We start from the raw sequence: 12,944 nt of genomic DNA, 5'->3' as shown, positions 1-12,944 counted from the left end.
CGCACGGCCTCTTCGACGGCGATTTCGTCAAAGGGGTTCATGCTCATCTTGACGTTGGCGATGTCCACACCCGTGTTGTCCGATTTGACGCGGACTTTCACGTTGTAGTCCACCACGCGCTTGACAGGGACCAAAACCTTCATTGCAGCGGCTCCTAGAGAGTTGATTGAATTGACGTTGACGTAAACCAAACCATTTTATGCCGCACCGCAGCACATCGGCTATGCATTTTCCCAAGGGTGGGTTCTGACAAAAAACGAACGGTCGTTCTTTTCTTGAATTATAGGCCAGCAGTGGCTACTTGCATTCACTCTGTGCCTTCGCGCGGCAGATCTGGGGTCTGCTGCGGCACAGCATTTTTCCAGGCTGCAGGCGTGGTCGGCTGCTCGCCCACCACATGCACAACGCGCTGCGGGTACGGAATGTCAATGCCATGGACTTGCAGCGAACGCAGAATCGCCAAATTGATTTGTGAGCGCAGGCCCAGCAAACCGTTTTCGGGATCGGCAATCCAGAAACCTACGGTGAACTCCAGCCCATCGGCGCCAAACGCCGACAGCGAAACGCTGGGCGCAGGCTCACGCAGTACACGCTCGCTGGCCAGTGCCGCCTCAGACAACAACCGCATCACCAGATCGACATCGCTGCCATAGGCCACACTGACCACAGTGGAGTGCCACACGCGTGGATCGGCCAGCGAGAAGTTTTCTACCCGCTGGGTGATCAGCATTTCATTGGGCACGATGGATTCGCGTCCAATGCCCGAGCGGATCAGGGTGTAGCGGCCCGTGATGTCGGTAATGCGACCCTCAAAGCCATCGACGCGCACGTTGTCACCAATGCGCACACTGCGCTCGGCCAGGATGACAAAACCACTCACGTAGTTGGCGGCCAGTTTTTGCAACCCAAAGCCAATGCCCACGCCCACGGCCCCGCCCAGCACGGACAGCGCCGTCAGGTCTATGCCCACCACCGACAACGCGGTAATCAGGCCGACAAACAACAGCAGCGCGCGGGTGGCGTTGCTCAGCGCCTTGCGCACCGACAGCTCGCTGCCGGTGGCAGAGCGCAAAAACCGCGCTTCAATGCTCGATGAAATCCACAGGGTGGCGATCAGCACGGCTGCCGCCGTGACCAATCCTTCGATCATGGTGCGCACCGACATGGTGGTGCCGCCCACTTTCCAGGTGATGTCGTCCAGGTCTTGCAACACCAGCGGCAACAAGCCCGTGACCCACAGCACCATGGCCAGCCAGGCCAGCCACGACAGCGTGCGCTCTATGGGCCGCACCCAGGGCGACTGCGGAAACGCCGCCTGCAACACCTTGACGCCCACGCGGATCACCACCAGCGCCACCAGCACCGGAATGGCGACCTTGAACGCGGCCACCGCAATCCATTGCAGCAACACAGCCTGCGCCAGGTACACCAGCCCCAGCAGCGTGAGTGGAAACAGCACGCCATCGAGCACCTTGCGGCCAAACAGGATGGAGCGCGAATCGCCCCTGTGCAGCGCCTGCCGCAGCCCCGACACCACCAGCCAGGCCAGCACAGTGCAACCGGCCAGGGTGCCCAGCTCAATCAACACCGTGGGATGCAGGAACGACTGGAACCAGCGCCCCACATCGTCAAACATCGGGGCGTTTTTACCCTGGGCCATCACGCCTTCCAGGAAGGACGGCGTTTTTCAGCAAATGCCTGCGCGCCTTCTTGCGCAGCCGCATCCATCATGTTGGCGGCCATGGTCTGGCCCGCCAACTGGTACGCCGCGCCCATGCCCAGCTCGCGCTGCTGGTACACCAGGGCCTTGCCCATGGCCACGGCCACGCGGGGTTTATCGAGGATGGACTGGACGAGTTGCTCCACCTCAGCGGACAGGTTCGCGGCAGGTACCACCCGGTTGAGCAGGCCTTGCGCCAGCGCGGTGGGCGCGTCAATGAAGTCGCCGGTCAACAGCATTTCCATGGCGCGCTTGGCCGGTACGTTGCGCACCAAGGGCACGCTGGGCGTGGCGCAAAACAGGCCGTAGTGGATGCCGCTGGTGGCAAAAGTGGCGTGCTCTGCGGCCACTGCCAGGTCGCACTGGGCCACCAGCTGACAACCCGCTGCCGTGGCCATGCCCTGCACCTGGGCAATCACTGGCACGGGCAGCTGGTGGATGCTGAGCATCACGCGGCTGCACTGGGAAAACAGGCGCTGGTACCAGGCCAGATCGGGGTGGGCCGCCATTTCTTTGAGGTTGTGACCGGCACAAAACGCCTTGCCCTGCGCCGCCAGCACCACCACGCGCGCTGACTCATCGCGGGCTACATCGTCCAGCGCCTGTTGTAGCGCCGCCAGCATCTCGCCACCCAGGGCATTGAAGCGTGCCGGGTCGTTCAGGGTCAGGGTGACTACGCCGCGCGCATCGCGCTGCACATGCAGCGGTGCCGCCTGATCGGCGCCAGAGGTGTCAGGTGTCATGGTGTTTCAAGAAGCTGATAGCAAAAAAGCAGCGCAAAGCGCTGCCGAAAATGGGCACGGCCCGCGCCTGCATCACAGGTCGGCCAGCACCCGCAGGTGCGCCTCGACGCTGCGCGCCAGGGCGCTGGGCATGTAGCCGCCTTCCAGGCACGAAACGATACGGCCTTTGGAGAAACGCCGGGCCACGTCCACAATGCGGTGCGTGATCCAGGCGTAATCTTGCTCGACCAAGCCCAATTGGCCCATGTCGTCTTCGCGGTGGGCGTCAAAACCGGCGCTGATGAAGATCATCTCGGGCTCGAAGGCCTCCAGGCGCGGCATCCAGGTCATCTCGATGATTTCGCGCACATCCATGCCGCGCGTGTAAGCGGCCACGGGCACGTTGAGCATGTTGGAAGCCGGGTTCTGGTCGCCGCTGTACGGGAAGAACGGGTGCTGAAAAAAGCTCACCATCAGCGCGCGATCGTCGCCCGCCAGGATGTCCTCGGTGCCGTTGCCGTGGTGTACGTCAAAGTCGATCACGGCCACGCGTTGCAGGTTGTAGCGTTGCAGCGCGTACTTGGCGGCAATGGCCACGTTGTTGAAGAAGCAAAACCCCATGGCCTTGTCGCGGCAGGCGTGGTGGCCAGGCGGGCGCACGGCGCAAAAGGCGTTGCTGATCTCGCCTGCCATCACGGCGTCGGTGGCGGCCAGGGCGGCACCGGCAGAGCGCAGCGCAGCCTTCCAGGTGTGTACGTTGATGGAGGTGTCGGGATCGACCTGGGTATGGCTGGGGCCGCCCGCCTCAACTTCTTCGCGCAGCCAATCGGTCAGGCCGCGCAGGGACGCAATGTGCAAGCGGCCATGGGCCAGCTCGATATCGGCCAGCGCGGCTTCGGGGGCCTCATAACGCTCCAGGGCGTCGCCCAGGCCCGTGATCAGCAAGCGGTCTTCAATGGCGTCCAGCCGTTCGGGGCACTCCGGGTGCCCCGGCCCCATTTCGTGTTTCCAACAATCGCGGTGTGTGAAATAGCCCGTCTTGCTCACAGTCTTGCCTCCATCGGTCATTTTTTTCGGATAACGTCACGCCATGCATGCACAGCACAAAATCAAATCGCTTTTGGATCAGCTTAACACGGTGATTGTGGGCAAAAACGCTCGCGTACAAGACTGCGTAGCCTGCCTGCTGGCGGGCGGACACCTGCTGATCGAGGACGTTCCGGGGGTGGGCAAAACCACGCTGTCGCACGCGCTGGCCCATGCGTTCGGGCTGCAGTTTGCGCGCGTGCAGTTCACTGCCGACCTCATGCCCAGCGACCTGATCGGCGTGTCGGTGTATGAGCGCGGCAAAGAGGCTTTTGTGTTCCACCCCGGCCCGGTGTTCACGCAGGTGCTGCTGGCCGACGAGATCAACCGCGCCAGCCCCAAAACGCAAAGCGCCCTGCTCGAAGCCATGGAAGAAAAGCAGGTCTCGGTGGAGGGCGAAACCCGCGCCCTGCCGCAGCCCTTCTTCGTGATTGCCACGCAAAACCCGCAAGACCAGCTGGGCACCTATGCGCTGCCCGAGTCGCAGCTCGATCGCTTTTTGATGCGCATCTCGCTGGGCTACCCCGACCGCGCTGCCGAGCGCCTGCTGCTGGCGGGCACCGACCGGCGCGACATGGTGGGCTCCATGCTGCCGCAGCTCTCGGGCGATGAGCTGGCGCAGCTACAACGGCAGGTGCTGGCCATCCACACCGCCGAGCCGCTGTTGAATTACGTGCAAGACCTGATTGCCGCCACGCGCTCGGGCCGCTGGTTTGTGCAGGGCTTGTCGCCGCGCGCGGGCATTGCACTGGTGCGTGCAGCCAAGGCACAGGCGTTGATCAGCGGGCGCGATTACGTAGCGCCCGACGATGTGCAGGCCATCATCGCCCAGACCATCGCCCACCGCCTGGTGCCCGTAGGCAGCGCAGGCCGGGGTGCGGTCGAACAAGTGCGCGCCATGGTGGACGCTGTTCCCCTGCCGTGAGCACACGGCCCATGCACCCAGCCAGCGCCGCCACCGCCCCCCTGCGCACACCGCACGCCACCCGCACCGCGCCAACCGGGGTCGCCCGCCGCCCACTCAGTGCCCTGCGCCAGCGCTTTGACCGCTGGTGGCAAGCGCGCCTGCCGCTGACCGACACCACGCTGCTGACCCAGCGCAACGTCTATATCCTGCCCACCGGCCCGGGCTGGATGCTGGCGCTGACGCTGCTGGTGCTGCTGATTGCGTCCATCAACTTCCAGCTCAACCTGGGCTACCTGCTCACGTTTTTGCTGGCTGGCAGCGCCGTGGTGGGCATGCACATCTGCCATGCCACGCTACGCGGCCTGACGCTGCACCTGGCGCCGCCCGAGCCCCAGTTTCTGGGCCACAGCACGCTGCTGCAAGTGCAACTGGCCAGCGAGCGGCGCAGCCCGCGCTTTGGCATTGCGCTGGCCGTGCATGGCAGCGGCCACTGGGCCTGGACGGACGTGCCCGCCCAGGGCAACGCGCAGGTGGAAGTGGCTTTCACGCCCACGCGCCGGGGGTTGCACCGCGTGCCCACGCTCACGGCGGAGACGCGCTTTCCGCTGGGCACCTTCCGCGTCTGGACGGTGTGGCGCCCGGCCGCGCAGGTGCTGGTGTACCCCGCCCCCGAGGCTGGTGCCCCGCCGCTGCCGCCGGGCACACCGCACCCCGGTGGCGCAGGCAGCGCCTCCAGCCAGGGCGCGGGCGAGTTTGAAGGCGTGCGCGCCTACCGCCGGGGCGACCCGCTGCAACTGGTGGTCTGGAAAAAAGCCGCGCAGGCCCTGGCCAGCGGCAGCGACGCGCTGGTCAGCCGCGACGCCCAGCACACCCAGCGCCACGCCCTGTGGCTCTCGCCCGAGCGCACCGGCCTGTCCGACCCCGAAGCGCGCATCTCGCGCCTGACCGCCTGGGTGCTGCAAGCCGACCGGCTGGGCCTGGACTACGGCCTGCGCCTGCCCGGCACCGAGATCGCCCAGGGCAGTGGCGCCGCCCAGCGCCAGCGCTGCCTCGAAGCGCTGGCACTGTGCTGAACAGCCCCATCCCCAGATGAAGCATGAAAATGGCCTCTAGCCCCCGTCAGATAAGCGCAAGAAGATATTTATTTAATAGCAAATCGCAGGGCGCATGCTGCCAGCAACGCCCTCGCCTGCCCCGCCCCGCCGCCAGCGCTGGCGGCCCCCGCCTGCACCGCCTGCCATGAGCCTGCGCCAGACCCTTGCCAGCCTGCCGCGTGATGCGCGCGACACGCTGTTCCTGCTCGCCGTGATTGCCTGGGTGATTGCGCCGCAGGCGGGCCACCTGCCACTGTGGACCAGCGCGCTGGCCGCTGGCCTGCTGCTGTGGCGCGGCTGGCTGGCCTGGACGGCCCGGCCCCTGCCCCACCGCTGGGTGCTGCTGGCCCTGCTGGCCCTGGCCGTGGGCGCCACGCTGGTCACCCACCGCACCATCCTGGGCCGCGAAGCGGGGGTGGCGCTGGTCGTGGTGCTGCTGGCCCTGAAAACGCTGGAGGCCCGCGCCCGGCGCGATGCCCTGGTGATTTTCTTTCTGGGCTTTTTCACCATGCTCAGCAACTTCTTCTTCTCGCAATCGCTGCCCACTGCCGTGGCCATGCTGATCGCGCTGCTGGGGCTGCTGACGGCGCTGGTCAACGCGCACATGCCGGTGGGGCGCCCGCCGCTGGCGCAATCGCTGCGCACGGCGGGCACCATGGCGCTGCTGGGCGCACCCATCATGCTGGCGCTGTTTGTGCTGTTTCCGCGCATGGCGCCGCTGTGGGGCATGCCGGGCGACACCCTGAGCGCTCGCAGCGGCCTCTCGGGCAGCATGCAGGTGGGCAGCATTGCGCAACTGGCGCTGGACGACAGCGTGGCCCTGCGCGTGCGGTTCGAAGGCCCGGGCAATGCCGCGCCGCCGCAGTCGCAGCTGTACTTTCGCGGGCCGGTGCTGTCGCAATTTGACGGGCGCGAGTGGCAGGCCACCACGCTGCCCGGCGCCCTCAACTGGTCAGGCCGCATGGCACCACCCGCTGATTTGCAGGTGCAGGGCGAACCCGTGCGCTACGCCGTCACCCTGGAGCCGCAAAAACGCCCCTGGCTGATGGTGCTGGACGCCACGCCCGACAAGCCCACCCTCACCGGCATGGGCGCCTTCATGACACCCGAGCTGCAATGGCTCAGCACCCGCCCGCTCACCGACGTGGTGCGCTACAGCGCCGTGAGCTACCCGCAGTTTCGCCACGGCCCACAGCGCTCCACGGCGCAGCTGCGCGCCCTGACCGATTTGCCGCCTGGCTTCAACCCCCGTACCCTGGCGCTGGCACAAGAGCTGCGCGCCAGCCCCGCCGTGGCCAGCGGCGGCACGCTGGCGCTGATTGACGCAGCATTGCAGCGCCTGCGCACCGGCGGCTACCAGTACACGCTGGAGCCCGGCGTGTACGGCGAACACACCGCCGACGAGTTCTGGTTCGACCGCAAAGCAGGCTTTTGCGAGCACATCGCCTCGGCCTTTGTGGTGCTGATGCGTGCGGCGGGTGCGCCGGCGCGCATCGTCACCGGCTACCAGGGCGGCGAGCGCAACCCGGTCGATGGCTACTGGACGGTGCGCCAAAGCGATGCCCACGCCTGGGCCGAGGTCTGGGCTCCTGAGCGCGGCTGGGTGCGGGTAGACCCCACGGGCGCCGTGTCGCCGGGCCGCATCGGGCAGTTTCAGCGCTTGCAGGCGCCGCGCGGCGTGCTGGGCGAGGCCATGGGCGCCATGATCAGCCCCGGCATGGCCCAGCGCCTGCGCGCCACCTGGGAAGCCCTGAACAACCACTGGAACCAGTGGGTGCTGAACTACACGCAAAGCCGCCAGCTCGATTTGCTTAAAGCATTGGGGTTTGAATCGCCCAGCTGGCAAGACCTGGTGCGCGCCCTGGCGGGCCTGGTGGGCGCAGCCGCCCTCATCGGTGCGCTCTGGACGCTGTGGGAGCGCCGCCAGCACGACCCCTGGCTGCGCCTGCTGGCCCAGGTGCGCCAGCGCCTGGCCCGCGCCGGGCTCACGCTGCCCGACAGCACCCCGCCGCGCACCCTGGCCGCCCAGGCCCGCGCCCACTTTGGCCCCAGCGCCGACGCCCTGTGCGCCTGGCTGCTGCAATGGGAACAATCGCGCTATGCCCCCGGCAGCGCCAGCACCACCCACCTTGCCGCACTGCGGCGCCAGCTGCGCACCCTGCGCTGGCCCTAGTGCCGTGTCAATGCCCAACTGTCGGTTTGCACTCGTCCTCGCCACGCAGCGCGGCGTTGCAGTCCTTGTCCATGCCCCAGCATGGGCTGCGGCCTGCGCCTTGCGCTGCGCGCCGATGACTTTGTGCAATCCCGCCAGTTGGGCATTGACACGACACTAGCTCCGCCCCCCCCTGATGATGAAAGCCATGCTCAAACCCCTCTCTCTCGCTCTTTTTTTGATAGCTGGTAGCGCCCTGTCCACGGGCGCTATGGCCCAAAAGGCTTCTAAAAACCCACCCCCCAGCGCCGCCAGCCGCACCGTGCAAGGCAGCACGCCCTACGCCCAGCGCCCCGACGCCATGCAGTTTGCCGACGACCTGGCCGTGCGGCGCGACCTCGACCCCGAATGGGTGCGCGCCACGCTGGGCCAGGCGCGCTTTCTGGCGCAAGTGCCCAAGCTGGTGCTGCCGCCCACGCAGGGCACGGCCAAGAACTGGGCCGCTTACAAAAGCCGCTTTGTCGAGCCGATCCGCATCCGCGCGGGCGTGCGCTTCTGGCAAAAAAACAGCGCCGCCCTGGCCCGGGCCGAGCGCGAGTACGGCGTGCCCGCCGACATCATCGTCGGCATCATTGGCGTGGAAACCATCTACGGCCAGCAGATGGGCAACTTCCGCGTGATCGATGCGCTGGCCACGCTGGCCTTTGACTTTCCTGATGCGCACCCGCGCGCGCAGGCCCGCAGCGAATTCTTCCGGCGCGAGCTGGAGCAGTTCTTGAGCCTGGTCCAGCGCAACGGCACCGACCCCTTTGCGCCGCGCGGCAGCTACGCCGGGGCCATGGGCCTGGGCCAATTCATGCCGTCGAGCTGGGCGCGCTACGCCGTCGATGGCAATGGCGATGGCCAGATCGACCTGTTTGGCAGCGCTGAAGACGCCATCGCCTCGGTGGCCAACTACTTCATCGCCCACGGCTGGACGTCGGGCATGCCCACGCACTACGCCGTCAGTTTTGACCCGGCAGGCGCCGACATGGACACCCTGCTGGCGCCCGACATCCTGCCCACCTTCAGCGCCGCCAGCATGGCCGCCAAAGGCGCCATCGTGCAAGGCACAGGCGCCCAGCACAGCGGCCCGCTGGCCCTGGTAGAGCTGCAAAACGGCGATGGCGCCCCCAGCTACGTGGCCGGCACCGAGAACTTCTACGCCATCACGCGCTACAACTGGTCAAGCTACTACGCCCTGGCGGTGATCGAGCTGGGCCAGGCCGTGGCGCAGGCCAGGGCGGGCGCCCGTTAGCGGGTGGCGGGCGCATTCATCGCAACGACACAGGGGCTGCGGATAATGGACGCCATCTGACCGCAAGATCGTCTTGCCCGCCAGCACCTACACACCGCTTTTCATGCACACAACGTCCCCGCTACAGGTTTCTGCCACCCCCACCGGCCCCACGCGGATCCAGACCGAGATCAACGACGCCATAGGCACCATCACCCTCGACCACCCCAGCAAGCGCAACGCTTTGTCCGAGCAGATGGTGCAAGAGATCATCCAGGCGCTGCACCAGTTCAAGGCCCAGGGCGTGCGCGTCACCGTGATCCGCGCGGCGCCCGGCGCCAGGGTGTGGTCGGCGGGCCACGATGTGAGCGAGCTGCCTGAAGGCGGCCAAGACCCGCTGAGCTGGCAAGACTCGCTGCGCACCGTGATCCGCGAGGTGGAGCTGTTTCCGGGCCCCGTGGTGGCGCTGATTGAAGGCGGCGTCTGGGGCGGCGCCTGCGAGCTGGTGTTTGCCTGCGACATGGTGATTGCCACACCCGAAGCCACCTTTGCCGCCACACCGGCCAAACTGGGCGTGCCCTACAACGTCACCGGCCTGCTCACTTTTCTGAACGTGGCGCCGCCGCACATCGCCAAAGAAATGCTCTTCACCGGCAGCCCCATGAGCGCCGCCCGGCTGGAGCGCCAGGGCGTGATCAACGCGGTGGTGCCGTCAGAACACATCACGGCCCATGTGTTTGACATGGCCCGCACCATCGCCCACAACGCCCCGCTGGCCGTGGGCGTGATGAAAGAGCAGCTGCGCATTCTGTCCAGCGCCAACGCCGTCTCGGCCAACGACTTTGAGCGCATCCAGAGCCTGCGCCGCGTGGTCTACAACAGCCACGACTACGCCGAGGGCATTCAGGCGTTCAAACAAAAGCGCCCGCCGCATTACCAGGGCGACTGAGCGCCCGGCTGCGGCACGGCGCACCTCCGGCCCTCTGGCCTTGATGCAAGCCAAATAAGCCGCCAACCCTTGCACAGCAAGCGCCAACAGCTATCAAACCAGGAGCAAAATCAGCGACCCAGCCTCAAAATCGCTGCATGTTGCAGCTGTGCGGCTGCTGGGTTTTGGCCGCTGGAATATCGCGCACCACCCGGAAACCGTAGCCCGAGCCTTCGACGTCAAACCTCACGCCCGGCTGGCCCTGCTTGTCCATCACGCCCACCACCAGCGGCTGCTGGAACTGGTGGTCGGCGGCGCGCATGGCACCGCTGCGCCCGGCCAGCTGCACGCTGGCTTGCTCCATCTGGCGGGCCACGGCCACGGTGTCCAGGCTGCCCGCGCGGGTGATGGACTGCGCCAGCGTCTCTACCATCAGCTGCATGCGCATGTGGACGTAATCGTCCTGCGGCTTGGGAAAGCGCTCACGGAACGACTGGTAGAACGCCTCGCTTTGCGCGCCCGGCACGTTGGGCAGCCAGTCGGCCACGGCCACCACCTTGCCCACGCCCGCATCGCCAATGGCCGCCGGGGCCCCCAGGGCGTTGCCGTAGAAGGTGTAGAAGCTGCCATCAAAACCCACCTCGCGCGCGGCCTTGACCAGCAGCGTCAAATCATTGCCCCAGTTGCCCGTGACCACGGCCTGCGCGCCACTGGCCTTGATCTTGACGGCGTAGGGCGCAAAGTCTTTGACGCGGCCCACGGGGTGCAGCTCGTCGCCCACCACGGCCACATCGGGGCGCTGGGCGGCCAGCTGTTTTTTGGCCTCGCGCAGCACGGCCTGGCCAAAGCTGTAGTCCTGGCCAATCAGGTACACGCTTTTCAGGGCCTTGTCCTCGCGCACCACTTCCATCAGGGCGGCCATGCGCATGTCGGCGTGGGCGTCAAAGCGAAAGTGCCAGAAGCTGCACTTTTCGTTGGTCAGGATGGGATCGACGGCGGAGTAGTTCAAAAACAGCACGCGCTTGCCCGGCTCGCGCTCGTTGTGTTTGTTGATGGCGTCCAGCAGCGCCGCCGCCGTGGCCGATGAGTTGCCCTGCATGACCACGCGGGCGCCGTCATCAATGGCCGCGCGCAGGGCCGACAGGGCCTCTTCGTTCTGGCCCTTGCTGTCGTAGCGCTGCACGGCCAGTGGCCGCGCGCCGCCCGCAGCGGCAGGCAAGGCCACGCCGCCGCGTGCATTCACCCGCTCGGTGGCCCAGAAGATGTTGCGAAACACCGCCTCGCCCGTGTTGGCAAACGGCCCCGAAAGGCTCTCGATCAGCGCCAGCTTGATGGGTGCGCCAGCGCTGGCCGCAGCGCCGGGGCGGGCCGCAGGCGCTTGCGCACTGGCCAGCGTGGGCACAGCGGCCAGGCTCAGGGCTGACAGCACAGCGGCCACGCTGGCGCGCAGCGGCGTGGCAAAGGGCCACAAGGAGACACGAAGGGAGTAGTTCATAAAAAAGACTTTCTTGGCCATCGCAGCCAAACAACCCCAGGGCGCGGGGCGATACAACACAACACGGCCCACCTGCCGCCAATGCAGCAGGCGGGCACCCGGCGATGGTAGCCACGCACGCAGTGTCGTTTCGGGCCAATCGGGTGACGATTTGTGGCGCCGTGCGCAGCGCCAGGGCCTCAGGCCTGCGCTAACATGGCTTTTCCGACCGCTCACCACTGGGGCAGACCGTGCCAACGCCCCGGGCCTTGGCACGGCTCTGGCCCCACCTTGCCATGGATTCAATGGACACCCTCTCTGCCGCACACGCCACCTTGCTGGTCAGCGCTCTGCTGGAGTGCTTTGTGGCCTCGGGCTGGCTACTGGCTGCGGCCATGCTGCCGCGCTTTCGCGTTGCCACCCTGCACTGGGCGGCCTTCTCGTTGCTGGTGGGCCTGGCCTTCTTCGGCTACCTGAGCAGCAGCCACTGGCCTGGGGTGCCGGTGTATGCCATCGGCAACATGCTGATGGTAGGGGCGCTTGCGCTGCAAGCGCGGGGGCTGCAACTGGAGGCAGGACAAACGCCCGCTGACCGGGTGTTCATCACCGTGCTGGCCCTGGCCGCGCTGGTGCAGGGTGCCTGGCTGGGGCCAGAGCAATCGGTCTGGCGCATTGTCGCCACCTCTTTGTTGCTCAGCGGCCTGTGCGCCTGGAACTGCGTGACCGTGCTGCGCTGCATCCACCAGAAAAACGCCCAGGCGCCCCAGGCACCCCGGGCGCTGGGGGTGGTGTTGAGTGCGCCCTTTGCCCTGGCCAGCATGGTGTTTGCCCTGCGCGCCAGCACCGTGCTGCTGGCGCCTGAGCGCTTGATGGGCAACGCGCGACCCGACCAGTCCATCAGCATGCCGGGCGCGCTGGTGTGGTTGTTCATTTCGCTGTGCATGGCCCTGGCGCTGCTGGGCCTGGTGGTCTACCAGCTCCAGCGCCAGCTCAGCCAGGCGGCCACGCACGACACCCTGACCGGCCTGCCCAACCGCCGCGCCGCCGACGAGTTTCTGACCCAGGCAGCGCTGCACGCCCAGCGCCACCGCACGCCCCTGTCGGTGCTGATGATCGACATCGACTTCTTCAAGAAAGTGAACGACCAGCACGGCCACGCGGGCGGCGACCAGGTGCTGCGCACCCTGGCCCGGTTGCTGAAAAACCGCGCCCGTGCTTCTGACCTGGTCACTCGCTGGGGCGGTGAAGAATTTCTGATGCTGCTGCCCGACACCCCACTGGACGGTGCCCGCGACATGGCCGAGCAACTGCGCCTGGCCGTGCAAAACAGCCCGTTTCACTGGCAGCAGCACAACGTGCCCATCACCATCAGCGTGGGCGCCGCCACCTGGAACAGCGGCCCCTTTCTGGCCAACGTGCTGATTGCCGATGCCGACAGCGCCCTCTACCGCGCCAAAAACACGGGCCGCAACCGGGTCTGCGTGGCCAGCGAGGTGGCGGCGGCGCCGGGCAAATAGGTTGCACCAGAAAAAAGCTATTTTTTTGATAGCTGCTTGCGCCCACTCCTATTGGGCTAGAGCCACTT

At 66.6% G+C, this 12,944-nt stretch carries 10 protein-coding genes and 1 pseudogene; 6 read left to right on the top strand and 5 right to left on the bottom strand.

The features are described 5' to 3' along the window. From EV674_RS14530 to EV674_RS14515, 4 genes and pseudogenes are all read right to left on the bottom strand, one after another. Window positions 1-143, bottom strand: a pseudogene (locus tag EV674_RS14530) (electron transfer flavoprotein subunit beta/FixA family protein); the annotation flags it as partial. 164 nt (window positions 144-307) lie between these two features. Further along, the gene (locus tag EV674_RS14525; RefSeq protein WP_119014919.1) at window positions 308-1,660 is read right to left on the bottom strand and encodes a mechanosensitive ion channel family protein; all 1,353 of its coding nucleotides are present in this window, start codon (window positions 1,658-1,660) and stop codon (window positions 308-310) included. Further along, window positions 1,660-2,463 carry an enoyl-CoA hydratase gene (locus EV674_RS14520; protein ID WP_119014918.1) on the bottom strand — a complete coding sequence of 268 codons (804 nt, stop codon included), beginning with the start codon at window positions 2,461-2,463 and terminating at the stop codon, window positions 1,660-1,662. Before EV674_RS14520 ends, EV674_RS14525 begins: the two co-directional genes overlap by 1 nt. A gap of 72 nt (window positions 2,464-2,535) precedes the next feature. Continuing rightward, complete coding sequence (locus EV674_RS14515) at window positions 2,536-3,441, bottom strand: histone deacetylase family protein (RefSeq protein WP_132750468.1); 906 nt, start codon at window positions 3,439-3,441, stop codon at window positions 2,536-2,538. 91 nt (window positions 3,442-3,532) lie between these two features. Here EV674_RS14515 and EV674_RS14510 point away from each other — a divergent pair, with 91 nt between their 5' ends. From EV674_RS14510 to scpB, 5 genes are all read left to right on the top strand, one after another. After that, entirely contained in the window at window positions 3,533-4,453 is a 921-nt protein-coding gene (locus EV674_RS14510; protein WP_119014182.1) for an AAA family ATPase, read from the top strand. 11 nt (window positions 4,454-4,464) lie between these two features. Next, the gene (locus EV674_RS14505; RefSeq protein ID WP_119014183.1) at window positions 4,465-5,508 is read left to right on the top strand and encodes a DUF58 domain-containing protein; all 1,044 of its coding nucleotides are present in this window, start codon (window positions 4,465-4,467) and stop codon (window positions 5,506-5,508) included. Between the two features lie 166 nt (window positions 5,509-5,674). Further along, a complete protein-coding gene (locus EV674_RS14500; RefSeq protein ID WP_119014217.1) occupies window positions 5,675-7,702 on the top strand; it encodes a transglutaminase TgpA family protein in 2,028 nt (675 codons plus the stop codon). Window positions 7,703-7,877: 175 nt separating this feature from the next. After that, on the top strand, window positions 7,878-8,978 hold the full coding sequence (gene mltB, locus EV674_RS14495) for a lytic murein transglycosylase B (RefSeq protein WP_374761695.1): 1,101 nt from the start codon (window positions 7,878-7,880) through the stop codon (window positions 8,976-8,978). A 103-nt stretch (window positions 8,979-9,081) separates the two neighbouring features. Beyond that, on the top strand, window positions 9,082-9,906 hold the full coding sequence (scpB, locus tag EV674_RS14490) for a methylmalonyl-CoA decarboxylase (protein WP_119014184.1): 825 nt from the start codon (window positions 9,082-9,084) through the stop codon (window positions 9,904-9,906). 124 nt (window positions 9,907-10,030) lie between these two features. On the opposite strand, the gene EV674_RS14485 is transcribed toward scpB, so the two are convergent. Further along, a complete protein-coding gene (locus tag EV674_RS14485) occupies window positions 10,031-11,380 on the bottom strand; it encodes a branched-chain amino acid ABC transporter substrate-binding protein (protein WP_132750466.1) in 1,350 nt (449 codons plus the stop codon). 275 nt (window positions 11,381-11,655) lie between these two features. On the opposite strand from EV674_RS14485, the gene EV674_RS14480 reads away from it, so the two are divergent. Beyond that, a complete protein-coding gene (locus EV674_RS14480) occupies window positions 11,656-12,876 on the top strand; it encodes a GGDEF domain-containing protein (RefSeq protein WP_119014185.1) in 1,221 nt (406 codons plus the stop codon). The last annotated feature ends 68 nt before the right edge of the window (window positions 12,877-12,944 follow it).

This window comes from Simplicispira metamorpha (assembly GCF_004341365.1).
GTDB lineage: Bacteria > Pseudomonadota > Gammaproteobacteria > Burkholderiales > Burkholderiaceae_C > Simplicispira > Simplicispira metamorpha.
The sequence above is the reverse complement of the archived record's forward strand: the minus strand, read 5'-3'. Positions and strand labels throughout refer to the sequence as shown.